Source organism: Kosakonia oryziphila (genome assembly GCF_900094795.1).
Taxonomy (GTDB): Bacteria; Pseudomonadota; Gammaproteobacteria; order Enterobacterales; family Enterobacteriaceae; genus Kosakonia; species Kosakonia oryziphila.
In genome coordinates this window covers 26,880-52,192 of the sequence record NZ_FMBC01000004.1, presented here as the reverse complement: position 1 = coordinate 52,192, position 25,313 = coordinate 26,880, and the positions used below count along the sequence as shown (strand labels likewise).

Here is a 25,313-nt window from a genome sequence, read left to right as displayed (position 1 = left end):
TGACCTGCTTATTTTTATTTACGGAATTCGACAGTATTCGAACCGGACTGGATAAACGCAGCGATATTATCAAATGTGTTCATTGCAGATTTGCAAAAAATACATTTAGCACCGACCGGGTTTTTCTCAGTGATATCAAAACTGGAAATTCGGTATTGCGATCCGTGGCAGCACGGGCAGCGAAAATGGATACGATTCGTAATGGTAAATCCTTAGCGCGGAACCACGTTGGCCGCAGCCGGGCCTTTCGGACCGTTTTCGATAGTAAACTCAACCTCTTGATTTTCTTCAAGAGTACGGTACGCATTGCTCTGGATAGCAGAGAAATGTACGAATACATCTTTGCTGCCATCTTTCGGAGTAATGAAACCGAAGCCCTTCTCAGCGTTGAACCATTTAACGATACCGTTCATTTTAGTAGACATGCTTGTTACCTTCTATTTTGTTCGCCGAATACGGCAGTAATGGTCTGAGGCATTATTTTTATCAGAGTGTAAAGCGAAGACCCAAAAAGAAGTAGCAAGGAGGTACTTAGAGATGAGAAAGACTTTAGTGAACTGCTGGAGATAATGATTTATCAAACCGACGACGCATTAACTCATGGTTGCCCCTTTTTCGCAAGCGTTAATTTTAAAAAATTTATCAGCGTTCTTTTTCACCAGCATAACCAAACACATCGGGCACACTCCTGCCAACAACCGCAAACCAAACGGCCTATGTGTGAAGGCGGTCGCAAAAACCGGTACAGGCAAACATTATCATAAATACTAGTATGGTAGATAATATTCTCTTTTAGAGGTGGCAATGAGCATGCAAATGACAATGCGCTGGTTTGGAGCAGTTGAAGACATAATCCCACTGGAATACATCCGCCAGGTACCGGGCGTCGAAGGGGTGGTAGGCGCGTTGTACGATGTGCCGGTAGGTGAGGTATGGCCAAAAGAGAAAATCAACGCACTTGCCGGACAAGTCCGTGATGCCGGGCTTAAGATGGAAGTCATTGAAAGCGTAAATATCCATGACGATATTAAGATCGGTCTTCCCAGCCGCGATCGGCTGATTGCTAATTACCAGCAAACCATCTGCAACCTTGCAGAGGTAGGAGTAAAAGTCATCTGCTACAACTTTATGCCGGTTTTTGACTGGATGAAGACCGAGATGAATTACGTGTTACCGGACGGCTCGCTGACGATGGCGTTCGAAAAGAAAGGCATCGATAAAACGCTGGATGAAGTGGTGAAAGAAGTGCTGGAGAATGCCAACGGCTTTGCGCTTCCTGGATGGGAATCCGAACGACTGGCAAAAGTGCAGGAGCTGTTTGCCAAATATAAAGATGTCGACAATAAGAAATTACGCGAAAATCTGGTTTACTTCCTGGAGCGCGTTATTCCTGTCTGTGAAGAAGTTGGTATTAAAATGGCGATTCATCCGGACGATCCACCGTATTCTATTTTTGGTCTGCCGCGCATTGTTAAAAATCGTGACGATCTCGACTGGATTTGTAATGCAGTCGATTCTGAAGCCAACGGTATTACCTTATGTACCGGCTCGATCGCCGAGGATCCCGATAATAATGTGTACCAAATCCTTGCCGAATTTACACGCCGAAAACGTATTCACTTTGCGCACGTGCGCAATATCAAACTAATTAAAGATAAAGATTTCTATGAATCCGCGCACTTATCCCGCTACGGTTCGCTGGATATGTACGAAGTCATGAAAGCCTTGCATAACAATGGGTTCGACGGTTACATCCGTCCGGATCATGGGCGTTTCATCTGGGGTGAAACTGGCCGTCCAGGCTACGGTCTCTACGATCGGGCGCTCGGCGTAACCTATTTACACGGGCTCTGGGAAGCGCTCGAAAAACAAAACTAATTTTATTCGAGCCAGTGGTTCCTCCGGCTTTTCTTCTGACCGGACAAGACGCAGTTGCAGCGATTACTTTGGCAGAGATCGTCGCGCCTATGGTAACGATGAAGAATGTGCACACCGCTGCATATTTTTATGCACGTATATCGTCATATTCACGGGTTTTATCAAATTCGTGTTTGGCAAACGGGCACAGCGGAATAATTTTACGGTTCTCGGCCCGCATTTTTTCCACCACGCGCGCTACAAGCTGTTTACCCACGCCTTGCCCTTTCAGGCTGGGATCAACATCAGTGTGCTCAATAATACTGAGATGTTCGCCCGTCGGCACAAATACAATCTCGGCAACCTGAACACCCTCGGCGTCGTTGACGTAAAATTTGTTGTGACCTTCCAGTATTTCCATTTTTCTCACTCAGTTATGGCGGTATTTGAGCGCACCGCTTGGGCAAGTATCAATCACGTTGACCACCGTCTCAACATCGACTTCGTCCGGAATGATCCACGGTTTACGTTTCAGGTTGAATAGCTTCGCATTACCGCGTACACAATTGCCTGAGTGCTTGCAAATAGTCGTATTGAAGTAAACCTCAATTTTTTCACCGGTATAGACGCGATACCCCGCATCCAGTAGATCTTTATCCACGACATTGCCTCCGCTGTTTTTATCGAGTATTGAAGACATCATAACCTTGTTACGTGATTGTGAATATCGTGATGAAAGATATGAAATCCTTCTTCAGCGCCTGGCTCAACAAAGTAGCGGGTGATCGCATCAAATTGTGCATCAGAAGCAGCAAAATCATGGCTACCCGCCGCATTCCGCCGCCGCAGCCGCGCTTTGCACTCTTCGTCAGCCACCGGCAAATAGTGCAGGCAATGCGCCGCGCCCGAAGCGTGAATCAAAGACATCATCCACTGGCGACTGGCAAGCGTGTTAGCGGGAAAATCCAGCACGACGCTGACGCCCGCTTTAAGTAGCGCAACGGTATGCGGACCGATAGCGCTCCTGAGTTTTTCTGAGTAGTGCACATAGTCCGCCACGCTGCTCATCACATCCTTAAACAGCAATGCCAGCCAGCGATCTTCACTTAACAGCACTGTGCCCGGTGTTTTTGCCAGCTCAGCGGCAAGCGTCGATTTACCGGACGCAATTTTGCCGCAGAGGATATGCAGGGTCGGAACAGAATGAGCCATCGTTTGTCCTTTATATAAAAGCGATATACGCGACTTTTATCAGCCGGGCCCGTCGCTGGCTGCAGCAAGCAGCGGCACAATCAGATCGCTTAACGGCGTTGGAATACCATGCTTGTGCCCGTAGCGCTGTATAACGCCGTTACGGATATCCCACTCAAGCACGCGTCCGGCCTGGCGATCAGCGAGGATAGAGGTACCCAGATCCGCCGGTGCACGATGAAAAACGTCAACGATCTCCTGCGGCACATCATCATTTAATACCGCACCTTCCGCACGAGCCACCGCAAGGCATTCGCGCAAATAAGCTAATGCCACGTCTGTAATATCGGGGCGTGAAAACATTCCGGCGCGACGTCCTGAAAGAACCATCAAACCTGCAACTGCATTCTGCAACAATTTGCGCCATGCAATGGAGATAAAATCAGCAGCGAGATCGACTTCACAGCGCGTGCCCTGCAACACCTCGACGACGCGTTGGGCAGCCAGCGTATCAGGCAATGTCAGGCGCGGCTTTGCACGCAGCCAGACAGAGGCATCGGGTTCACGCTGCGCAGGAAACCACACCACGGATGGCAGAACCGTCGCACCTGCAACATAGTCGGCAAATTGTATTTTCTGCTCAACGCCATTTTGTAACACGCAAACCACTGTATTTTCGTCGCACAAAACATTCAGCCAGGCCGCAGTGGCGTCCAGTTGTGTTGTTTTCACTGCTACAAACACCAGATCAAACGGCTGTTTGATGTCAGCAGGCTCGGTCAACACTGGGCCAGGAACAATAATGCTCCCTTCGTCAAAACGTAATTCGAGCTGTGGATGCGCTGTACGTCCACAAATTACAGGAGTTCGACCTACTTCGTGCAGAGCCGCAACCACAGTCGTTCCGATGGCCCCCGGCCCAATGAGGGCCACTTTAGGATTTTCAGAAATCATGAACTTCCTCCAGGTGATCTTTCACTGCCCTTGCGTCTGTATAAAAGGATGAAAAACAATACCACCGGCAATCAATAGCGTGACAGACGCTCTGCTTATCACGCTCAAACCGGCATTGTCTGGTGATTATGAATACGCTTTAATCTAATACAACTTTTTTACAAGTGTACGCCAAATGTTCTCAGCCGCCCCTTGTTTCGATAATGCGTTAAAGGCCTGCGAGCAGGCCACATCGTGAGGGCAGTCTATATCCACAGACACGGGTGTAAGTATCCCTGCAAGACGTACCAGGACGCTTCCCGGCACGTCTCACACCTGACGCAATTATGAACATGGCCCTGAATCAGTTTATTTCAACGGCAAATAGATATCCGTGAGTAATTCATGTTCCGCTACCTCATGCACAAAGTTGTGGTAATGAAAGAAAAGCGGGAAGTCGCGGAGTTCCTCTCCACTCTCAGGCAACCAGTCACGATACAGGGTTTTAGCCAATCCGGTTAACGCATCATGCGATCCCTGATGGCGCAGCACCGCACATCGGCCTGCAGGGATGTCACTATTTATCACCCCGAAGCGATTATCTTCCGCAATTGGTGACGTTACTGTCCCGCAAATCTGGAACTCAAATTCATCCGGCGGTGTTAAGGTTGGATCGTGTGGTGCAATACCGTATGTCTGGCTGCTGGCAACAGGCGAATAACCCGTGGTTTTTCGCCATTCAATAAAGCGGGCCGCAGTTTCGTTTATTAGCTCCGGTTGTCCATAATGAGTCAGCATTGCGACTAATGTCGCGGGAAAATTGATGATCTTGATCTGGCCTTGCATCGTTTGTCTCCTGGCTTTATAAGGTTCGGATATGCGCTTATGCCAATCTACCCAAGGGGGTTGCTGGCGAAATTGCGTCGGTGAGAGACCAAACATTTGTCTGAAAGCACGGCTAAATGATTCAGAATGCTGGAAACCGGCGTCGAACGCGATATCAGTGATTTTCTCTAACGGATTAAAAGCCAGCCGATAAGATGCCCGTTTTAAGCGCATCATCTGGATGTAACGACCAGGTGGCATCCCACAATAACTACAAAACTGACGATGGAAGTGAAATGGCGAGAAATGAGCTACTTCACTGAGTTTTTCCAGTAATAATGTGTCATCGAGATGACAGTCAATATAATCAAAGACCTGTTTAAAACGTCTGGCGTAACTATCGGTTTTGTTATCACACATGGCTTCCTCCGTGCTGCTTAATATGCTCGAAGGCTGTTCAGTTTGCCTGACCGATCTTGCCCAAAGAACGTCCGCAGGAAACATTGATAAATAAAAATGTGCCAGAGCGCATTTAAGCCGCAGTCCATATTGCAGCTTTTCCTATATATGGCTGTTTGATGAGTTGTGGCCTCACGGGCCAGTTCAGTTTACTTTATCAACACCATCAAGGAAGCCCCATAACGCCACCAACGGAGATAACTTTTGAGAACCGTCGAGATACTGCAATACACCTTACGCAAAGGTACCGGGACTGCTTTTCACGCCATCATGCAGCAAATCAGTGCTCCCCTTCATCAACGCCACGGAATCGACATTGTGTCCTTCGGAAACTCGCTGCATGATTCCGATTGCTACTATCTGATTCGTGCCTTTGATAGTCCTGAGAATATGACTACGGTTCTCGATGCCTTTTATTCAAGCAATGACTGGCTCAGCGGCCCACGTGAAGACATCATTGACAGCATCGAAGTCAGCATAAAAACAGTGATGAACCTGCCGCCGGAAAGCGTGGATGGACTACGGGTGCAACCGTAGGTGATCTGGTTTCACCAGACGCGCTTTGAGCTTCGCCAATGCAGGAGGATCACGAGGGGCGTCACGTATGAATCAGAAAAAGGTTGAGGAATGAATACGTTAGGAAGTTTCTGGAGCGGGCGAAGGGAATCGAACCCTCGTATAGAGCTTGGGAAGCTCTCGTTCTACCATTGAACTACGCCCGCATCGAAGTGCGTAACGCATTATAGTCTTTACGCACCGTCTGGCAAGATACGCCTGCGCTAACCGGTTAATTTATCGTCTGTTCGGCGCTTTTTTAACATTTTGGTACGCTACCCTGCGGCGGCAAATAACGCAGCGGATCAATCGCCGTTGCCCGGTAGCGCAACTGGAAGTGCAAGCGAACAGAATCCGCATCGCTGCTGCCCATGGTGGCGATCTTCTGCCCCGCTTTCACGTTCTGTCCGTTATTCACCAGCATCGTATCGTTATGCGCGTAGGCCGTAATATAATCTTCGCTGTGCTTAATCATGATCAGATTACCGTAGCCACGAAGCTGGTTGCCAACGTATACCACCTTCCCTGCGCCAGCAGCATAGATGGCCTGTCCGCGTGAACCGGCGATATCAATCCCCTTGTTGCCGCCGTCGGACGTGGAGTAACCCATAATCACTTTCCCGCTGGTTGGCCATCGCCAGCAGCGTTGCCCTACCGGCGGCCATGAGGATTGTGGCACAGCGGAGGACGGCGTGACTTTCGCGGTTTTCGTGCTGGTTTTACCCGAGGATGTTCTGGCTTCAGAGCCATTAACCTTCAGCCGCTGCCCCACTTCGATAGTATATGGTGGGGAGATCCCGTTCATGCTGGCGAGATCTTTTACGCTGGTTCCGGTAATGCGTGAAATACGGGACAGGGTATCGCCCCGCTTCACCGTATAGGTGGAGCCGGAATAACTGCCTCCAGAAGAGGATTTCCCGGCGCAACCAGCCAGCAGCAAAGCGATCGCCAGGCAAAAGGCAATGCGGAACGGGTTACTCGTCAGGCGTCCTGCGTGCAAAACAGATCCTCGATTAAAATAAATGGCGACCTATAATAACAGCCACAATCCGGATGCCAATACTTTCACGATGAATGGCGCGGCACCGGGTAGCTCTGAGCAATGATTTCCGGCAGATACGGCACTTCACCTGCGCCAGTTCGAATACCTGTGGCGAGGGAAAAACATCCACCATGTTGCAGTGCGTTAATTTGGCTGCATCCATTTCTGATGACGGCGGCAGCGAGGCCAGACGCCAGCAATTGCAGAATCACACCAGGCTCAATGACACGCATGATCACCTGCGAAGATGGGGAACTTTTCCCGCCAAGGGGTTAATCATAATCGCAACGGGGCTGCGGATTTGTAATATCACGCCATTCCCGGTAGCAAATTGTTGCCCGGACGGGTACAGGTAATGCCTTTTCCGCTCTCTGGGCAAAACTTTTCGTCTGATAGCTGATTATAATCGCGTTTGCCGGTGGCACTGTGGCTGGCTGGTTTGTAGGGATTGTGCTCCCTGTAAACGGACTAAGCCCGGCACCACCCGGCGTTTTACGTTCGGGAGCTGTTATGGGTACACAAGAGCACGTCATTTTAGTGAATGAGCAGGGAGTGATAACCGGTACGCAGGAAAAGTACGCCGCGCACACCTCACAAACGCCGTTACATCTGGCTTTTTCATGCTGGATTTTTAATGCCACCGGGCAGTCTCTGGTGACACGCCGTGCATTAAGCAAAAAAGCCTGGCCAGGCGTCTGGACGAACTCCGTTTGCGGGCATCCGCAAAAAGGAGAAACCACCGAACAGGCTCTTATTCGCCGCTGCCGTTATGAAGTCGGTGCCGGGCTCAAGCGCATTAGCGCCATTGCACCAGCATTCCGTTACCGTAAAACCGATCCTTCCGGCATCGTAGAAAACGAAATCTGCCCGGTCTTCGCCGCACAAATCACGACGCCGTTGACGATTAACTACGATGAAGTGATGGAATATCAGTGGGTGGATCTGGAGGCGTTATTACAGGCGCTCAATGCTACGCCCTGGGCTTTTAGCCCGTGGATGGTGGCGGAAGCAGCCACTGCGCAGGCCGCGCTCAGAGATTTTGCTGCCACATTGCAGGTATAAAAAAGTCCCGCCGTTGTTCACGCCGGGACTTTTTTTATCACCTGGTGATTACTTCACCGGGCGCATTGCCGGGAACAGGATCACATCGCGAATAGTGTGGCTGTTGGTAAACAGCATTACCATACGGTCGATACCAATGCCCAGACCCGCCGTCGGCGGCAAACCGTGTTCCAGCGCGGTCACGTAGTCTTCGTCGAAGAACATCGCTTCGTCATCGCCCGCATCCTTCGCTGCAACCTGGTCAGCAAAACGCTGCGCCTGATCTTCCGCATCGTTCAGCTCGCTAAAGCCGTTACCAATTTCACGACCGCCGATGAAGAACTCGAAGCGATCGGTGATTTCCGGATTGAGGTCGTTACGACGCGCCAGCGGGGAAACTTCCGCCGGGTATTCAGTAATGAAGGTCGGTTGAATCAGATGCGCTTCGGCCACTTCCTCGAAGATTTCGGTCACGATACGGCCCAGACCCCAGCTCTTCTCAACTTTGATACCGATACTTTCAGCAATCGCCTTCGCGCTGTCAAAGCTATCCAGATCCGACATGTTGGTTTCCGGACGATATTTCCTGATCGCTTCGCGCATGGTCAGTTTTTCGAACGGTTTGCCGAAGTCGAAAACTTCATCGCCGTAAGGCACTTCAGTTTTACCGAGGATGTTTTGCGCCAGCGTGCGGAACAACGACTCGGTCAGTTCGATCAGATCTTTATAATCCGCATACGCCATATAGAGTTCCATCATGGTGAACTCTGGGTTATGGCGAACGGAAATACCTTCGTTACGGAAGTTACGGTTGATTTCGAATACACGCTCGAAGCCGCCAACCACCAGACGTTTAAGGTACAGTTCCGGCGCGATACGCAGATACATGTCCAGATCCAACGCGTTGTGATGGGTGATGAACGGACGCGCGGACGCACCGCCCGGGATCACTTGCATCATCGGCGTTTCAACTTCCATAAAGTCGCGGCCCACCATGAACTGGCGAATACCGGCCAGGATCTGCGAACGCACTTTAAAGGTATTGCGGGATTCATCGTTAGAGATGAGATCCAGGTAACGCTGGCGATAGCGCGCTTCCTGATCCTGCAAGCCGTGGAATTTGTCCGGCAGCGGACGCAGAGCTTTGGTCAGCAGACGCAGTTCGGTGCAGTGAATGGAAAGTTCGCCGGTCTTGGTTTTGAACAGCTTGCCGCGCGCGCCGAGGATATCGCCGAGGTCCCATTTTTTGAACTGCTCGTTATACACGCCTTCGGCAAGATCATCGCGCGCAACGTACAGCTGAATACGACCCCCCATATCCTGTAAGGTTACGAATGAGGCTTTACCCATAATGCGACGGGTCATCATGCGGCCTGCTACGGCCACTTCAATGCCCAGGGCTTCCAGTTCTTCGTTCTCTTTGCCATCAAATTCAGCGTGCAGCTTGTCAGCGGTCTGGTCACGACGGAAATCGTTCGGGAACGGCACACCCTGCTCGCGCAGTTGCGCCAGCTTCTCGCGGCGGGTTTTCAGTTCATTGTTAAGATCGACTGCCGCGTCAGCGCCCTGTGCTTGTTGTTCAGACATGTTGGTTCCTCATAACCCTGCTTTCAAACTTGCTTCGATGAATTGATCCAGGCTGCCGTCCAGCACCGCCTGCGTGTTACGGGTTTCTACCCCGGTACGCAGATCTTTGATGCGGGAATCATCCAGGACATAAGAACGGATCTGGCTTCCCCAGCCGATATCTGACTTGGTGTCTTCCATCGCCTGTTTCTCCGCATTTTTCTTTTGCATTTCCAGTTCATAAAGCTTCGCTTTCATCTGCTTCATAGCCTGGTCTTTGTTTTTATGCTGAGAACGGTCGTTCTGGCACTGCGTTACCAGCCCGGTCGGAATATGGGTAATACGCACTGCAGATTCCGTACGGTTAACGTGCTGGCCGCCCGCGCCGGATGCGCGATAGACGTCAATACGCAGATCCGCCGGGTTAATCTCGATATCAATATCGTCTTCCACTTCCGGGTAGACAAACGCGGAGCTAAAGGAGGTATGACGACGACCGCCGGAGTCAAATGGGCTCTTACGCACCAGGCGGTGAACGCCGGTTTCGGTACGCAGCCAGCCGTAGGCGTAATCGCCGATGATCTTGATGGTCACAGATTTAATACCCGCGACTTCACCTTCAGACTCTTCGATAATTTCAGTTTTGAAGCCGCGCGCCTCCGCCCAGCGCAAATACATGCGCATCAGCATGCTCGCCCAGTCCTGCGCTTCAGTACCACCGGAGCCAGCCTGGATATCCAGATAGCAATCGGCGCTGTCATACTCGCCGGAGAACATGCGACGGAACTCAAGCTGCGCCAGCTTCTCTTCCAGCCCGTCCAGCTCGACAACCGCTTCGTTAAAGGTTTCTTCGTCGTCAGCTTCTACCGCCAGCTCCAGCAGGCCAGAAACATCTTCCAGCCCCTGCGACATCTGATCGAGGGTATCGACGATAGCTTCAAGTGAGGAACGCTCTTTGCCCAGCGCTTGGGCGCGCTCTGGCTCATTCCAGACGTCCGGCTGCTCCAGCTCGGCGTTTACTTCTTCCAGACGCTCTTTCTTGGCGTCATAGTCAAAGATACCCCCTAAGAACGTCTGAGCGCTCCGTGAGGTCCTGAATACGATTTTTTACCGGGTTAATTTCAAACATGGTCTGATTTCTTTTAATGGACTTGTCAAAATGCGGTGATAAGGGCGGGAGTTTACCGGATCCACGCCCTTTTTTGTAGCGAATACTGGCGCTAAAGTGGCCAGAGATTTTCGATGATAAGCTGTACGCTACGATTTCCGCGGAACTCGTTGACATCAAGTTTATAAGCAATATTCACCTGCCGCACGCCGTTGTCCGGCCAACAAGTGGTATCGACGTTAAAGGCAATGCCATCAAGCAGCGGGCCGCCACCGACCGGCTCGAGCATCACCTTCAGGTGACGCTCACCCACCAGCCGCTGCTGCAACAGTCGAAACTCGCCATCGAACAGCGGCTCCGGAAACATTTGCCCCCACGGCCCGGCTTCACGCAGCATTTCAGCAATATCCAGCGTCATCTCTTGCGGAGTAAGCGGGCCGTCAGAAATAATTTCGCCCTGCAACAGCGCCGGATCCAGCCATTCCGTCACCAACTCGCCGAAGCGCTGTTGGAACTCTTCGAAACGTTGTTCTTCGAGCGTCAAACCGGCAGCCATCGCATGACCGCCAAACTTAAGCATCATGCCAGGGTAGAGCGTATCCAGCCGCTCCAGGGCATCACGCATGTGCAGCCCCTGAATCGAGCGCCCGGAACCTTTCAGAACGCCATCGCCTGCAGGCGCGAAGGCAATCACTGGCCGATGAAAACGCTCTTTGATACGTGAGGCAAGAATTCCCACCACGCCCTGATGCCATTCGGGATGATACATCGCCAGCCCGCCGGGCAACGGATCGCGGCTTCGTTCAAACTGCTCGCACAAGGTTAGCGCTTCAGCCTGCATCCCTTGTTCGATCTCTTTACGCGTCTGATTCAGCGCATCCAGATCGTTGGCCAACTGACGCGCTTCGCCGAGGTTATCGCATAACAATAGCGCGACGCCCACCGACATATCATCCAGCCTGCCTGCCGCGTTCAGGCGTGGACCCAGTGCAAAACCCAGGTCGCTCGCCGCCAGTTTCTGCGCGTCGCGGTTGGCGATTTCAAGCAGCGCTTTAATGCCGGGGCGACAGCGCCCGGCGCGGATCCGGCTCAGGCCTTGCCAGGTGAGAATACGGTTGTTGGCATCAAGCGGCACCACGTCTGCTACGGTTCCCAGCGCGACGAGATCGAGCAGTTCAGCAAGATTCGGCATTGCCAGCCCGCGCGATTCAAACCAGCCGTTGTCGCGCAGAAAAGCACGTAGTGCCAGCATCAGATAAAAAGCAACACCAACGCCTGCCAGCGATTTCGACGGGAAATCACAGTCACGCAGGTTAGGATTCACAATAGCTTCCGCATCCGGCAGGGTATCACCTGGCAGATGGTGATCGGTCACGACCACAGGAATACCCAATTCGTGCGCCCGCGCCACCCCGGCATGAGAGGAAATACCGTTGTCCACTGTCAGGATCAACTGCGCGCCACGCGCATGCGCCTGATCGACCACTTCAGGACTGAGACCGTAACCGTCGTCAAAACGGTTCGGCACCAGGTAACTCACATTTTCACAACCCAGCGCACGCAGCGCCAGGACGCTGAGCGCCGTGCTGGTTGCGCCATCAGCGTCAAAATCACCGACCACGATAATGCGTACACCTTCGCGCAGCGCGTGATGAAGGTGCGAAACCGCCTCATCAATGCCGGTAAGTTGCTGCCAGGGCAGCATGCCTTTTACACTGCGCTCCAGTTCGCTGGCCTTACGCACGCCGCGGCTGGCGTAGAGCCGACGCAGTAACGGCGGTAAGTCTTCCGCCAGTTCCGCAGAATCATCCACCTTACGGCGGCGAAGTTGTATCTGAGCTTTCACGCGTCTTATTTACCGCCAGTGGCTTGCTGATGTTTGTCGAGAAAGGCTTTCATCTCAGCCGGTGCCTGGTAGCCCGGAACAAGGTAGCCATCATTCAGCACAATGGCCGGAGTTCCGTTGACGCCAAACTGCACTCCCAGCGCGTAGTGGTTAGCAATATCAATATCACAGTTGGCCGGTTTGATGCCTTTGCCATCCATCGCGTCATCAAAGGCTTTATTACGATCTTTGGCGCACCAAATCGCTTTCATCTGGTTTTCAACTTCACTCGGCACGCCCTGACGCGGGAACGCCAGATAGCGGACGGTGATGCCCAGCGCGTTGTAATCCGCCATCTCACTGTGCAGTTTCTGGCAGTAGCCGCAGGTGATGTCGGTGAACACAGTGATCACGTGTTTTTCTTTCGGCGCTTTGTAAACAATCATCTCTTTTTCCAGCGCGTTAAGATGCGGCAACAACATTTGTGTCGTGACATTCACCGGCTGCGCACCACTGACATCGTACATCGGCCCCTGAATAATATGTTTGCCGTCTTCGGTCACATACAGCACGCCGCTGTTGGTCAATACCGTTTTCATTCCGGCGACGGGAGCGGGCACTATCTCAGAGCTCTGTACACCCAGTTTTGTCAACGACTGCTTGATCGCAGCGTCGTCAGCATGTGCAACACCAGAAAAAGCCGCTGCCAGCAGGGTGAACATAATCAAACCATTTTTCATAAAACATCCTTTAATTATCAGCAATCATGCCCGCGGGTGATGCTGTTCATGAAGCTTACGCAGCCGCTCGGTGGCCACATGCGTATAAATTTGCGTTGTTGAAAGATCCTGATGCCCCAGTAGCATTTGCACCACGCGCAGATCCGCGCCGTGATTAAGCAAATGCGTGGCAAAAGCATGACGTAAAACGTGAGGGGAAAGCTTTTCGCTGTCAATCCCCGCCAGCATGGCATAGTGCTTGATACGGTGCCAGAAAGTCTGGCGCGTCATCTGCTGAGCTCGCTGGCTAGGGAACAAAACATCTATCGATACGCCGTTCAGCAGCCACGGACGCCCGTGTTCGAGGTAGTTTTCCACCCAATACACCGCATTTTCACCCAACGGCACCAGCCGTTCTTTATTGCCTTTACCAATAACCCGCAACACGCCCTGGCGCAGACTGATATCGCTCATGGTCAACCCGACCAGTTCAGAAACGCGAAGCCCGGTGGCATATAAAACCTCAAGCATGGCTTTATCGCGTAACTCCAGCGGTTGGTCAACTACCGGAGCCTGTAAAAGTCTCTCAACCTGCGCTTCCGTTAAGTCTTTTGGCAGACGCTGCGGCAGCTTCGGCGAGGCCAATTGCGCGCTGGGATCGTCGCTACGGATTTTCTCCCGATACAGGTACTGGAAGAGTCTTCGCACGGCGCTGAGTAGACGCGCTGAACTGGTAGCTTTGTAGCCGCCATCCACGCGCTCGGCCAGCAGCGCCTGTAAATCATCGCTTCTCGCCTGCGCCAGATTACTTCCACGATGATGCAGCCACTCGGCCATGCCTTGCAAATCGCGGCGGTAGGCACTGAGCGTATTATCTGCAAGATTGTTTTCCAGCCAAAGCGCGTCAAGAAATTGTTCGATACGTGCGAAATCCTGTTCCATTGAAACGCCTCCGTTTCTCAATCGCTGCATTATGCCTGATAGTCGTACGATTCTGGTACACTGCTCACAAAGACATATCCGGAATTGAGAAGTTTACGTTATGAATATTGGCCTGTTTTACGGTTCCAGTACTTGCTATACCGAAATGGCGGCGGAGAAAATCCGCGAAATTATTGGGCCGGAATTGGTGACGCTGCACAATCTGAAAGACGACGATCCCGCATTGATGGAGCAATACGATGCACTTATCCTTGGCATTCCGACCTGGGATTTTGGCGAATTGCAGGAAGACTGGGAAACCATCTGGGATCAGCTTGATGACCTCAATCTTGACGGCAAAATCATCGCGCTATACGGCATGGGCGATCAGCTCGGCTATGGCGAATGGTTCCTTGACGCACTGGGCATGCTGCATGACAAACTGGCGCCCAAAGGCGTGACATTCATTGGCTACTGGCCAACGGAAGGCTACGAATTTACCAGCAGCAAACCAGTGATTGCCAATGGTCAACTGTTTGTCGGCCTGGCGCTGGACGAAACCAATCAGTACGACCTGAGCGATTCGCGCATTCAGTCCTGGTGCGAGCAAATCCTGACAGAGATGGCGGAACGGCTGGTTTAAAGCGTAGCCACATTCCCTGTTAATGCAGCCCCTGCGCCGGTTTCTGTGATATTACCCGGCGCAGATCGCGCCACTCCTGCGCATCCATGCTGTCTGCCGCCAGCCATAAATGTTGACGGCGCCCATCCTGTTCACGGCGCAAGCGCAGCATCATTCCACCGCGTAACATCCACGGCGTTCCGATGATATCCCATTCCACACCCTGCCAGCGCAGGCGAGAATCCATCAGCAGTTTGAGTTCGCCATGGCAGGCATTGATCCGCCGCTGGCTGCGCACGCAATCAAAAACCACCAGCGACAGTAACAGCAGCCACAGCGGTGTGTAACTCAAAGGCCAGGGCATCAGCAATATGAGTGCTGCGCCCAGACCGTGGAGCAAAAGCGAGATCCATTGTGCGCGCCATGAGACGCGTAACTCAGATTGCCACAGGACCACGATCCCGATTCCGTGTCTGGATTAACTGCACCATTCGTTGTAACTCCACGTCCTGAGGCTTACCATGATTCATCAACCAGTTGAATAAGTCAGGATCGTCACTTTCCAGCAGACGAACAAACAGTTGTTTATCATCATCGCTCAGCGTGTCGTACTCATGTTCGAAAAAAGGCATGATTGAGATATCGAGTTCACGCATTCCACGGCGGCACGCCCAGTGGATACGGGCTTTATTGTTAATATCCATGATCTTCTCCCTGCATCATCGTAATGGCTCCATTGTAACGTGTTTTTAATATTCCTTTTGCGGAATATTTCGCTTCATGGGGCAGCTTCCATAATTAATCGCACCCACTGCAAAAATATCCTTACTCTGCGTAATACTTCGCAACACATGCACAATGGCACAAAACGCATGCTTTATTACTTGCATTGAACAACGGCTCTTTTACCATTAAGAACCAACACAGCGTTAAGCTAATCAGGACATTATTATGCCTTTTACTCCGTTTCCTCCGCGCCAGCCGACTGCATCATCACGTCTGCCGCTGACGCTTATGACGCTCGATGACTGGGCGCTGGCAACGATTACCGGCGCAGATAGCGAAAAATACCTGCAAGGCCAGGTGACCGCCGATGTCACCACTATGACGCCTGAACAGCACCTGCTGGCGGCACACTGTGATTCTAAAGGGAAAATGTGGAGCAATATGCGGTTGTTCCACTTCCAGGAAGGTTTTGCCTGGATCCTGCGCCGCAGCGTGCGGGAAGTGCAGCTTCGTGAACTGAAGAAGTACGCCGTATTCTCTAAAGTCGCCATTACGGAAGACGATGAACATGTGCTACTGGGCGTAGCTGGTTTTCAGGCGCGCGCGGCGCTGGCGAATCTTTTTACCACCCTTCCGGACAGTGAAAAACAGGTTGTGCAGGCGGGCGATACCACTCTGCTGTGGTTTGCGCATCCTGCCGAGCGTTTCCTGCTGGTAACCAGCGCCGCTACGGCGCAACAGGTGAGCGAAAAACTGCACGGCGAAGCGCAGCTTAATAACAGTCAGCAATGGCTGGCGCTGAATATCGAAGCGGGTTTGCCGGTTATTGATGCGCCAAACAGCGGGCAGTTTATCCCACAGGCCACTAACCTACAGGCGTTGGGCGGTATCAGTTTTAAAAAAGGCTGTTACACCGGTCAGGAGATGGTGGCAAGAGCAAAATTCCGCGGCGCCAACAAGCGCGCATTGTGGTATCTGGCGGGGACAGCCAGCCGGGTGCCTGAAGCGGGAGAAGATCTTGAATTGAAGATGGGAGACAACTGGCGCCGTACTGGTACCGTACTGGCATCTGTGCAGCTTGATGACGGACGCCTTTTGGTTCAGGTGGTGATGAACAACGATATGGAATCCGGCAGCGTTTTCCGCGTGCGCGACGATGCGAATACGTTGAGCATCGAGCCGCTGCCTTATTCACTGGAAGAGTAAATGCGCTTGGCCGGGGTGGAAATCGCCACCGGCTCTAACTCAAACCTGTCCGACGTACAAATAAATCGCCAGGAAGTGGCAGACACTGCCGCCCAACACGAAGCCGTGCCAGATTGCGTGGTTATAAGGGATACGTTTGCAGACGTAAAAAATCACGCCGAGCGAATAGACCAGTCCGCCCACCGCCAGTAGCGTTACGCCGCCAACCGACAGGCGCGTAGCAAGCTGATAAATCACAATTAGCGACAGCCAGCCCATGGTCAGGTAGGTCACCAGCGACAGTACTTTAAAACGATGGGCAATAGTGAGTTTAAATAAGATCCCCAGCAAGGCGAGGCTCCAGATAACAATCATCAGCCCGCGCGCCAGTGGCGAGTCCAGCCCAACCAGCAGAAACGGTGTATACGTTCCGGCAATCAGCAGATAAATAGCACAGTGGTCAAATTTCTTCAGCCATACCTTGGCCCGCTGGTACGGAATAGCATGGTAAAGCGTAGAGGCAAGGAACAGCAAAATCATGCTACCTCCATAAAGCGAGTAACTGGTGATAGCAATTGTACTGGCCTTTGCATCGACTGCCTGCACCAGCAGCAGCACCAGCCCGACGATACCGAACACCAGCCCAATTCCGTGGCTAATGCTGTTGGCGACTTCTTCTGCCAGTGTGTACCCCTGTGCGATTAAGGGTTTCTTGACCATAGCTAACTCCAGGAAAACTCAAAAAACATTGCATCAATAGAGTAACTGAGAATGATTCCAGTGCACACATGTACGCTAAAAAAAATTCGTATCAAGGTATTGGCAGCATTTAAGCCGACGACTGGTGTTACAACTGTTCATCCTTCTCGCAAGGAGAATACGTCCATGAAACGTGAATGTAGGATGAAAGTATGAAGCGGAAATGACAATATGCAGGCCGCTAAATCAGATCCTTATGCCAGGGATAAAACTCAGGGCAAGCCAGTCGGAGTTATGGCAGCATGTAGTCACGCAATTGCCGCCAGCAGGCAACGTTAACAGAGAGCAAAGGACACTACAGTGACGATGTTTACTCACTCCGCTATCGCCAGCCTCAATAATCTTGAGATGACGGTCTATCACTATGTGGTCAAAAACCGCGACAAAGTGATGTATATGACGATCCGCGAGCTGGCCGATGCGGCGGGAGTCTCCACCACCACGGTGTTACGTTTTTGCCGCAAGCTCAACTGCGAAGGCTATTCGGAGTTTCGCGTCCGTTTCAAATTATATTTAGAGCAAGATGCGTTACCGCAGGCCAATTTTGGCGCGAGTGAAGTTATTAGCTTTTTTAAAAGCGTAAACAACGATGAGTTTGATTCACTGCTAAATAAAGCCGCCGATATAATATTATCCTCAGAGCGAATTATTTTTGTCGGTGCTGGCACATCCGGCGCGCTGGCAAAATATGGTGCTCGTTTTTTCTCTAATATCGGGAAATTCAGCAACCATATCGACGATCCTTATTTCCCTGTCACCAATGATATGGCAAAAAATGCACTGGCGATTGTCCTTTCCGTCTCTGGTGAAACCGAGGAGATACTGCGTTTTGCCGGGCAGTTCAGCCTGCACCACTGCAAAGTGCTGTCTATTACCAGCCATGAGCAATCGAGTCTGGCGAAACTGGCGGATTTTAATCTATCATGGCATATTCCTCCCATGCGTATTCCCGGCGGCTACGATATTACGACGCAAATTCCGGTCATTTATATACTTGAATCGTTAGGGCGCAAGCTGGCGAAGAAAATAGCATAAAAAAACAGGGTGTTTTTTTGGTGTAACATATTACCCCGCCGACAATTTGTTATATCGTGACATTTAATTCACCTTTGTTAAACTCGTTAATAGCCAATATGACGAGAAGAGCAAATATGAAAAAACTTACCTTACCAAAAGATTTTTTATGGGGCGGTGCCGTTGCCGCACACCAGGTTGAAGGTGGCTGGAATAAAGGCGGGAAAGGCCCAAGCATTTGTGACGTGCTGACCGGCGGCGCGCACGGTGTACCGCGCGAGATCACTACCGACGTGGTGCCCGGTAAATATTATCCGAACCATGAAGCGATCGATTTCCACGGGCACTATAAAGAAGACATCAAGCTGTTCGCCGAGATGGGCTTTAAATGCTTTCGCACTTCGATCGCCTGGACCCGCATCTTTCCCAAAGGGAATGAGCAGCAGCCTAACGAAGAAGGGCTAAAATTCTACGACGATATGTTCGATGAACTGCTGAAATATAACATCGAACCGGTGATCACTCTCTCCCACTTCGAGATGCCGCTGCATCTGGTGCAGGAATATGGTGGCTGGACCAACCGTAAAGTGGTCGATTTCTTCGTACGTTTCGCGGAAGTGGTTTTCGAACGCTACAAGAGCAAGGTCAAATACTGGATGACCTTCAATGAAATCAACAATCAGCGTAACTGGCGAGCGCCGCTGTTCGGCTACTGCTGCTCTGGCGTGGTCTATACCGATCATGAAAAACCGGAAGAGACCATGTACCAGGTGCTGCACCACCAGTTCGTCGCCAGCGCACTGGCAGTGAAAGCAGCCCGCCGCATCAACCCGGAAATGAAAGTCGGCTGCATGCTGGCGATGGTTGCGCTCTATCCCTTCTCCTGTAAACCGGAAGATGTCATGTTTGCACAGGAGTCAATGCGCGAGCGCTATGTCTTTACCGATGTACAACTGCGTGGTTACTACCCGTCCTATGTGCTGAACGAATGGGAGCGCCGTGGCTTCTCCATCAAAATGGAACACGGTGATGAACAGATTCTGCGTGAAGGCACCTGCGATTACCTGGGTTTCAGCTATTACATGACCAACGCAGTGAAAGCGGAAGGCGGCAGCGGCGATGCTATCTCCGGCTTCGAAGGTAGCGTGCCGAACCCACACGTCAAAGCCTCCGACTGGGGCTGGCAGATCGATCCCGTTGGGCTACGCTACTCTCTGTGCGAACTGTATGAACGCTACCAGAAACCGTTATTCATCGTTGAAAACGGCTTTGGCGCTTACGACAAAGTAGAAGCCGATGGCAGCATCAACGATGACTACCGCATCGCTTATCTGCGCGCGCACGTTGAAGAGATGATGAAAGCAGTTACTTATGATGGCGTGGATCTGATGGGCTATACGCCGTGGGGCTGCATCGACTGCGTCTCCTTCACCACCGGCCAGTACAGCAAGCGTTATGGCTTTATCTATGTGAACAAACACGATGACGGTACGGGTGATATGTCCCGCTCCCGCAAGAAGAGTTTTAACTGGTACAAAGAGGTGATCGCCAGCAATGGCAAGACACTTTAACGCTCTCCTGACCCTCGCCCCTGTGGGGAGAGGGTAATTTATTTACCGCCCGCCAGTTCAATAAAGCTTCCCGTTACGTACGACGCCTTCTCGCTCAGCAGCCAGACAATCGCCTGAGCCACCTCTTCAGGCTGACCACCGCGCTGCATCGGCAGCAACGACTTCACGCGATCCACTCGCCCCGGTTCCCCGCCAGACGCATGAATATCAGTATAAATCAACCCAGGGCGCACGCAGTTAACACGGATGCCCTGCGCCGCTACCTCCAGCGATAACCCGGTTGTCAGAGAATCCACCGCGCCCTTGGACGCGGCATAATCAACATATTCACCCGGTGCGCCCAGACGTGACGCCGCTGAAGAAACATTTACTATCGCCCCACCCTTACCGCCATGTTTGAAGGACATCCGTTTTACGGCTTCTCGGCAACAGAGAAAGTAGCCTGTAACATTGGTAGTCAGTACACGGTTAATGCGTTCTGCGGACAGATTCTCAATGGTAGATTGCTCAAACAGAATACCCGCATTGTTGACCAGCGCGGTAAGCGGCTCACCTTCATGATCGAGTCTGTCAAACATCGCAAGCACCTGGGCTTCATCGCTGATATCTGCGCGTACGGCAAAAGCTTTCCCCCCCGCATCGACAATTTGTTTGATAACGTCAGTCGCAGCTTCAATGTTGCGATGATAGTTCACCGCCACGGTGTAGCCTTCGCGTGCCAGATGCAGCGCCGTGGCTTTCCCAATGCCACGGCTGGCACCAGTAACCAGTGCTATTGCCATACACACCTCCAGAAAGAAAAAAGCCGGGTGGCGGCTTCGCCTTACCCGGCCTACAAAATACCTTACTTCAGCGGATGGATTACTGATATTCACTCATCGGGACACAGGCGCAGAACAGGTTACGGTCGCCGTAGACATCATCCAGACGTTTGACGGTTGGCCAGTATTTGTTTGCGAAGCCTGCCGGGAACACGGCCAGCTCACGGGTATAAGCGTGGTTCCACTCCGCCACCAGTTCATTCTGAGTGTGCGGCGCGTTCACCAGCGGGTTATCTTCCAGCGTCCATTCACCCTGCTTCACGCGGTCGATTTCGCCACGGATCGCCAGCATCGCATTGATAAAACGATCCAGTTCGACTTTGCTTTCCGATTCTGTCGGTTCCACCATCAATGTACCGGCAACCGGAAAAGACATGGTCGGAGCATGGAAACCGTAGTCGATCAAGCGTTTAGCAATATCCAGTTCACTAATCCCGGTCTCTTCTTTCAACGGACGAACATCGAGAATGCATTCATGCGCAACTCGGCCATCACGACCGGTATACAGCACCGGGAACGCCTCTTTCAGACGACTGGCGATGTAGTTAGCATTGAGGATCGCCACCTGGCTGGCCTGCTTCAGCCCTTCCGCGCCCATCATCCGGATATACATCCAGCTAATCGGCAGAATCGACGCGCTACCAAACGGTGCGGCAGAAACCGCCCCCTGGCGCGTCAACATGCCTTCGATTTGCACCACGCTGTGCCCCGGAACAAACGGTGCCAGATGCGCTTTCACGCCTATCGGCCCCATACCCGGGCCGCCACCGCCGTGCGGAATACAGAACGTTTTATGCAGGTTAAGATGGGAAACATCCGCGCCGATAAAGCCCGGCGAAGTTATGCCTACCTGGGCGTTCATGTTCGCGCCATCAAGGTAAACCTGGCCGCCAAACTGATGCACCACTTCGCACACTTCACGGATAGTCTCTTCATATACACCGTGAGTGGACGGATAAGTCACCATAATGCAGGAAAGGTTGTCGCCCGCCTGCTCGGCTTTGGCACGCAGATCGGCAAGATCGATGTTGCCGTTTTTATCACAGGCAACAACTACCACCTGCATCCCCGCCATCTGCGCCGACGCCGGGTTAGTGCCGTGCGCGGAACTTGGGATCAGGCAGATATCACGATGGCCTTCGTTGCGGCTTTCGTGGTAGTGACGAATGGACAGCAGACCTGCGTATTCCCCCTGTGCGCCGGAGTTCGGCTGCATGCAGAGTGCATCGTAACCAGTGAGCTTGACCAGCCACTCGGAAAGCTGAGTAATCATCTGATGATAACCTTCAGCCTGTTCCGGCGGGCAGAACGGATGCAGTTCCGCGAACTCCGGCCAGGTGATTGGGATCATTTCGGCTGCCGCGTTCAGTTTCATGGTACAGGAGCCCAGCGGGATCATCGCCTGATTAAGCGCCAGGTCTTTGCGTTCCAGAGAGTGCATATAGCGCATCATCTCGGTTTCGCTGTGATAGCGGTTGAATACCGGGTGCGTCAGGAACGTATCATCGCGCAGCATCCCCTGCGGAATGGAGCGGCTATCGAGCGCAACATCTTTGTCCAGCGCATCAATATCCAGACCATGATTGTCGCCCAGCAGAATACCAAACAGCGCCAGCACATCTTCGCGAGTGGTCGTTTCGTCCAGCGTAATACCAACCGCGTTCAGAATGTCGCTGCGCAGGTTGATCTCTTGTGCCTGCGCGCGCGCCAGCACGGCAGCTTTATCCGCGACCTCAACACATAGCGTATCGAAGTAGTGCGCGTGACGCAGTTTCAGCCCCTTATGCTGCAAACCGGTAGCGAGAATGTCGGCCAGTCGGTGAATGCGGCCCGCAATGCGTTTCAGTCCTTCCGGGCCGTGGAACACTGCGTACAGGCTGGCGATATTTGCCAGCAGCACCTGCGAAGTACAGATGTTGGAGTTGGCTTTCTCACGACGGATATGCTGTTCACGGGTCTGCATCGCCATGCGCAGCGCGGTGTTACCGGCAGCGTCTTTAGAAACCCCGATAATGCGCCCAGGCATAGAGCGTTTAAATTCATCTTTGGCAGCAAAGAATGCCGCGTGCGGACCGCCGTATCCCATTGGCACACCGAAACGCTGAGCGGAACCAAACACGATGTCGGCACCCTGCTTGCCTGGCGCCGTCAATTGCACCAGCGCCATAAAATCGGCGGCGACGCTGACCACGATTTTGCGGGCTTTCAGCTCAGCAATCAGCGTGCTGTAATTGTGTACTTCGCCAGTGGTGCCAACCTGTTGCAGCAGAGCACCGAAGACATCCTGATGATCCAGCACTTTATCCGCCGCATCAACAATCACGTCAAAACCGAAGGTTTTAGCACGCGTACGCACAACGTCCAGCGTTTGCGGGTGCACATCATCCGCAACGAAGAAGCGGTTAGCGCCTTTCAGTTTGCTCACACGCTTCGCCATCGCCATCGCTTCAGCGGCGGCGGTCGCTTCATCCAGCAGGGAAGCGGAGGCGATATCCAGGCCAGTCAAATCCAGCGTCACCTGCTGAAAGTTAAGCAGGGCTTCCAGGCGCCCTTGCGACACTTCCGGCTGATATGGCGTATACGCGGTATACCAGCCTGGATTTTCCAGCATATTACGCAGGATCACCGGCGGTAACTGCACTGCGGTGTAACCCATGCCAATGTAAGACTTAAAGCGCTTGTTGCGGCCCGCGATGGCTTTCAGTTCGGCAAGCGCGGCGAATTCGGTGGTAGCTTCACCCACTTGAGGCGGCGTGGCGAGCTGAATATCTTTCGGTACGATCTGCGCTATCAGGGCATTAAGCGAATCTGCCCCTACGGTGTTCAGCATCTCCTGCTGTTGCGATGCGTCCGGGCCAATATGCCTGCCGATAAATGCGGTGCGATTTTCAAGCTGACTTAACGTCTGAGTCATGAGCAATGGTTCCTGAAACGTGCGGTAAATCGTATTCGGAAATTATCTGAATACGCCAAAGCATTCGCGTTGCAGGAAGCCAACGCGCCTGCAACGTGAAGGATGACGCGTATTTATTCGTCTTCTAACAGTGCGGCGTATGCCGTTGCATCCAGCAGCGCATCAACTTCCGATTCGTCACTGGCTTTGATTTTGAAGATCCAGCCTTCTCCGTACGGCTCGCTGTTAACCAGCTCCGGAGAATCATTCAGCGCATCGTTAACAGCTATGATTTCACCGCCGATCGGTGCGTAGATATCAGAAGCGGCTTTTACCGATTCGGCAACGGCACAGTCATCGCCAGCGCTAACTGTCGTACCCACTTCCGGCAGATCGACAAACACCATATCACCCAGCAATTCCTGAGCATGTTCAGTGATGCCAACGGTATAGCTACCGTCTGCTTCTTTGCGCAGCCATTCGTGTTCTTCGCTGTATTTCAGTTCGCCCGGTACGTTGCTCATCTCATTCTCTCCAGATAAAAATTACGTTACGCGACAGCTTTGCCGTTGCGCACAAAAACAGGTTTGGTCACTTTGACCGGCATTTCGCGGTTACGGATCTGCACAATGGCCGTTTCGCCAACACCAGCAGGAACGCGCGCCAGCGCAATACTGTAACCAAGCGTCGGCGAGAAGGTCCCGCTGGTGATCACACCTTTTTGCACGTTGCCGTGCGCATCAGTAAAGTGCACCGGTAACTCATTGCGCAGCACACCTTTTTCCGTCATTACCAGGCCAACCAGCTGTTCGGTGCCTTTTTCGCGCTGTTGCTCCAGCGCTTCGCGGCCGATGAACTGGCGCGCCTGCGGTTCCCAGGCAATGGTCCAGCCCATGTTCGCAGCCAGTGGAGAGATGCTTTCATCCATCTCCTGACCATACAGATTCATGCCAGCTTCCAGGCGCAGCGTATCGCGCGCACCGAGTCCGCAAGGCTTTACGCCCGCTTTCAGCAGATCCTGCCAAAAGCTGGCGGCTTTTTCGTTCGGCAAAGCAATCTCGTAACCCGCTTCACCGGTATAGCCCGTGGTCGCGATAAACAGGTCGCCCACTTCTACACCGAAGAACGGTTTCATTCCCTCAACCGCGCTACGCTGCGCATCGGTAAACAGGCTGGCAGCTTTCGCCTGCGCGTTTGGCCCCTGCACCGCGATCAGCGATAGATCGTCACGGACGGTGATATCAATGGCAAAAGGTTCAGCGTGTTGGGTAATCCAGGAAAGGTCTTTTTCGCGAGTAGCGGAGTTTACAACGAGGCGGAAGAAGTCTTCGGTGAAGTAGTAGACGATCAAATCGTCAATCACGCCACCCGAGGCACTCAGCATACCAGTGTAGAGGGCTTTGCCGGGCTTCGTGAGTTTGGCCACATCGTTCGCCAGCAAATATTGCAGAAACTCCCGGGTGCGACTGCCTTTCAGATCGACGATGGTCATGTGTGAAACATCGAACATCCCGGCATCGCTGCGTACCGCATGGTGCTCATCAATCTGCGAGCCGTAATGCAACGGCATCATCCAGCCATGGAAATCCACCATGCGGGCGCCGCATAGCATGTGTTGTTCATACAAAGGGGTCTGCTGAGCCATCTTGTCCTCGTCGAATAAGCTGCGCTATCACGTTT

General features: G+C 52.4%; 27 protein-coding genes, 1 tRNA gene and 1 pseudogene. 7 read left to right on the top strand and 22 right to left on the bottom strand.

From position 1 onward, the window contains the following. Positions 1-14: 14 nt before the first annotated feature. Positions 15-203, bottom strand: a complete 189-nt coding sequence (gene ymcF / locus GA0061070_RS25425; protein WP_090133686.1) for a cold shock small protein YmcF — start codon at positions 201-203, stop codon at positions 15-17. A gap of 9 nt (positions 204-212) precedes the next feature. After that, entirely contained in the window at positions 213-425 is a 213-nt protein-coding gene (gene cspE, locus GA0061070_RS03120; RefSeq protein ID WP_035887590.1) for a transcription antiterminator/RNA stability regulator CspE, read from the bottom strand. 385 nt (positions 426-810) lie between these two features. Here cspE and uxuA point away from each other — a divergent pair, with 385 nt between their 5' ends. Then, complete coding sequence (uxuA, locus tag GA0061070_RS03115) at positions 811-1,878, top strand: mannonate dehydratase (protein WP_090133559.1); 1,068 nt, start codon at positions 811-813, stop codon at positions 1,876-1,878. A gap of 127 nt (positions 1,879-2,005) precedes the next feature. Here uxuA and GA0061070_RS03110 read toward each other — a convergent pair whose 3' ends face one another. The 5 genes from GA0061070_RS03110 to GA0061070_RS03090 all read right to left on the bottom strand — a co-directional run bounded on the left by GA0061070_RS03110 (position 2,006) and on the right by GA0061070_RS03090 (position 5,226). Continuing rightward, positions 2,006-2,278 carry a GNAT family N-acetyltransferase gene (locus tag GA0061070_RS03110; RefSeq protein WP_090133558.1) on the bottom strand — a complete coding sequence of 91 codons (273 nt, stop codon included), beginning with the start codon at positions 2,276-2,278 and terminating at the stop codon, positions 2,006-2,008. 9 nt (positions 2,279-2,287) lie between these two features. Next, complete coding sequence (yjdI, locus tag GA0061070_RS03105; RefSeq protein WP_090133684.1) at positions 2,288-2,518, bottom strand: 4Fe-4S mono-cluster protein YjdI; 231 nt, start codon at positions 2,516-2,518, stop codon at positions 2,288-2,290. 38 nt (positions 2,519-2,556) lie between these two features. Then, positions 2,557-3,069, bottom strand: coding sequence for a P-loop nucleotide/nucleoside kinase family protein (locus GA0061070_RS03100; protein ID WP_090133556.1), 513 nt, complete (start codon positions 3,067-3,069; stop codon positions 2,557-2,559). 39 nt (positions 3,070-3,108) lie between these two features. Next, on the bottom strand, positions 3,109-4,002 hold the full coding sequence (locus tag GA0061070_RS03095; RefSeq protein ID WP_425256035.1) for an oxidoreductase: 894 nt from the start codon (positions 4,000-4,002) through the stop codon (positions 3,109-3,111). Between the two features lie 348 nt (positions 4,003-4,350). Next, positions 4,351-5,226 (bottom strand): AraC family transcriptional regulator, encoded by an 876-nt coding sequence (locus GA0061070_RS03090; protein ID WP_090133554.1) that lies wholly within the window; start codon positions 5,224-5,226, stop codon positions 4,351-4,353. Between the two features lie 243 nt (positions 5,227-5,469). Here GA0061070_RS03090 and GA0061070_RS03085 point away from each other — a divergent pair, with 243 nt between their 5' ends. Further along, positions 5,470-5,802 (top strand): NIPSNAP family protein, encoded by a 333-nt coding sequence (locus GA0061070_RS03085; protein ID WP_090133552.1) that lies wholly within the window; start codon positions 5,470-5,472, stop codon positions 5,800-5,802. Positions 5,803-5,913: 111 nt separating this feature from the next. Here GA0061070_RS03085 and GA0061070_RS03080 read toward each other — a convergent pair. The 3 genes and pseudogenes from GA0061070_RS03080 to GA0061070_RS25080 form a co-directional block, all read right to left on the bottom strand. Then, positions 5,914-5,987, bottom strand: a tRNA-Gly gene (locus GA0061070_RS03080). A 92-nt stretch (positions 5,988-6,079) separates the two neighbouring features. Then, positions 6,080-6,820: an amidase activator ActS gene (gene actS / locus GA0061070_RS03075; protein WP_090133550.1), complete on the bottom strand. Its 741-nt coding sequence runs from the start codon at positions 6,818-6,820 to the stop codon at positions 6,080-6,082. Positions 6,821-6,885: 65 nt separating this feature from the next. Next, positions 6,886-7,104 (bottom strand): annotated as a pseudogene (locus GA0061070_RS25080) (LysR family transcriptional regulator); the annotation flags it as partial. A 268-nt stretch (positions 7,105-7,372) separates the two neighbouring features. Here GA0061070_RS25080 and idi point away from each other — a divergent pair. Next, entirely contained in the window at positions 7,373-7,924 is a 552-nt protein-coding gene (gene idi, locus GA0061070_RS03065; RefSeq protein WP_090133547.1) for an isopentenyl-diphosphate Delta-isomerase, read from the top strand. A 48-nt stretch (positions 7,925-7,972) separates the two neighbouring features. On the opposite strand, the gene lysS is transcribed toward idi, so the two are convergent. The 5 genes from lysS to xerD form a co-directional block, all read right to left on the bottom strand. Continuing rightward, positions 7,973-9,490, bottom strand: a complete 1,518-nt coding sequence (gene lysS, locus GA0061070_RS03060) for a lysine--tRNA ligase (protein ID WP_090133546.1) — start codon at positions 9,488-9,490, stop codon at positions 7,973-7,975. Between the two features lie 9 nt (positions 9,491-9,499). Further along, positions 9,500-10,598 (bottom strand): peptide chain release factor 2 gene (gene prfB, locus GA0061070_RS03055; RefSeq protein ID WP_139109723.1). Its coding sequence is split into 2 segments (ribosomal slippage): positions 9,500-10,522 and positions 10,524-10,598, totalling 1,098 coding nucleotides; the frame shifts between segments, so codons are not numbered across the junction. A 91-nt stretch (positions 10,599-10,689) separates the two neighbouring features. Then, positions 10,690-12,423: a single-stranded-DNA-specific exonuclease RecJ gene (gene recJ / locus GA0061070_RS03050; protein WP_090133544.1), complete on the bottom strand. Its 1,734-nt coding sequence runs from the start codon at positions 12,421-12,423 to the stop codon at positions 10,690-10,692. A gap of 5 nt (positions 12,424-12,428) precedes the next feature. Then, complete coding sequence (dsbC, locus tag GA0061070_RS03045) at positions 12,429-13,142, bottom strand: bifunctional protein-disulfide isomerase/oxidoreductase DsbC (RefSeq protein WP_090133543.1); 714 nt, start codon at positions 13,140-13,142, stop codon at positions 12,429-12,431. A gap of 24 nt (positions 13,143-13,166) precedes the next feature. Then, on the bottom strand, positions 13,167-14,063 hold the full coding sequence (xerD, locus tag GA0061070_RS03040; protein WP_090133541.1) for a site-specific tyrosine recombinase XerD: 897 nt from the start codon (positions 14,061-14,063) through the stop codon (positions 13,167-13,169). A gap of 100 nt (positions 14,064-14,163) precedes the next feature. On the opposite strand from xerD, the gene fldB reads away from it, so the two are divergent. Further along, a complete protein-coding gene (fldB, locus tag GA0061070_RS03035) occupies positions 14,164-14,685 on the top strand; it encodes a flavodoxin FldB (protein WP_090133539.1) in 522 nt (173 codons plus the stop codon). Between the two features lie 19 nt (positions 14,686-14,704). Here the strand turns inward: fldB and GA0061070_RS03030 are convergent, their stop codons facing one another. Then, positions 14,705-15,121: a protein YgfX gene (locus GA0061070_RS03030; RefSeq protein ID WP_090133537.1), complete on the bottom strand. Its 417-nt coding sequence runs from the start codon at positions 15,119-15,121 to the stop codon at positions 14,705-14,707. Next, positions 15,102-15,368: an FAD assembly factor SdhE gene (sdhE, locus tag GA0061070_RS03025; protein WP_090133535.1), complete on the bottom strand. Its 267-nt coding sequence runs from the start codon at positions 15,366-15,368 to the stop codon at positions 15,102-15,104. The genes GA0061070_RS03030 and sdhE overlap by 20 nt, the downstream gene beginning before the upstream one ends. Before the next feature lie 247 nt (positions 15,369-15,615). Here sdhE and ygfZ point away from each other — a divergent pair, with 247 nt between their 5' ends. Then, positions 15,616-16,596, top strand: coding sequence for a tRNA-modifying protein YgfZ (ygfZ, locus tag GA0061070_RS03020; protein ID WP_090133534.1), 981 nt, complete (start codon positions 15,616-15,618; stop codon positions 16,594-16,596). 39 nt (positions 16,597-16,635) lie between these two features. Here ygfZ and trhA read toward each other — a convergent pair whose 3' ends face one another. Then, complete coding sequence (gene trhA, locus GA0061070_RS03015) at positions 16,636-17,295, bottom strand: PAQR family membrane homeostasis protein TrhA (RefSeq protein WP_090133532.1); 660 nt, start codon at positions 17,293-17,295, stop codon at positions 16,636-16,638. Between the two features lie 345 nt (positions 17,296-17,640). On the opposite strand from trhA, the gene GA0061070_RS03010 reads away from it, so the two are divergent. Both GA0061070_RS03010 and GA0061070_RS03005 read left to right on the top strand, forming a co-directional pair. Next, positions 17,641-18,369, top strand: coding sequence for a MurR/RpiR family transcriptional regulator (locus tag GA0061070_RS03010; protein WP_090133531.1), 729 nt, complete (start codon positions 17,641-17,643; stop codon positions 18,367-18,369). Between the two features lie 116 nt (positions 18,370-18,485). After that, positions 18,486-19,919, top strand: coding sequence for a 6-phospho-beta-glucosidase (locus GA0061070_RS03005; protein ID WP_090133529.1), 1,434 nt, complete (start codon positions 18,486-18,488; stop codon positions 19,917-19,919). A gap of 38 nt (positions 19,920-19,957) precedes the next feature. On the opposite strand, the gene GA0061070_RS03000 is transcribed toward GA0061070_RS03005, so the two are convergent. The 4 genes from GA0061070_RS03000 to gcvT all read right to left on the bottom strand — a co-directional run bounded on the left by GA0061070_RS03000 (position 19,958) and on the right by gcvT (position 25,278). Next, on the bottom strand, positions 19,958-20,701 hold the full coding sequence (locus GA0061070_RS03000; protein ID WP_090133526.1) for an SDR family oxidoreductase: 744 nt from the start codon (positions 20,699-20,701) through the stop codon (positions 19,958-19,960). A gap of 79 nt (positions 20,702-20,780) precedes the next feature. Next, the gene (gene gcvP / locus GA0061070_RS02995) at positions 20,781-23,654 is read right to left on the bottom strand and encodes an aminomethyl-transferring glycine dehydrogenase (protein WP_090133524.1); all 2,874 of its coding nucleotides are present in this window, start codon (positions 23,652-23,654) and stop codon (positions 20,781-20,783) included. A 113-nt stretch (positions 23,655-23,767) separates the two neighbouring features. Next, positions 23,768-24,157 carry a glycine cleavage system protein GcvH gene (gene gcvH, locus GA0061070_RS02990; protein WP_090133522.1) on the bottom strand — a complete coding sequence of 130 codons (390 nt, stop codon included), beginning with the start codon at positions 24,155-24,157 and terminating at the stop codon, positions 23,768-23,770. 26 nt (positions 24,158-24,183) lie between these two features. After that, positions 24,184-25,278 (bottom strand): glycine cleavage system aminomethyltransferase GcvT, encoded by a 1,095-nt coding sequence (gene gcvT, locus GA0061070_RS02985; protein ID WP_090133520.1) that lies wholly within the window; start codon positions 25,276-25,278, stop codon positions 24,184-24,186. Positions 25,279-25,313 lie beyond the last annotated feature (35 nt).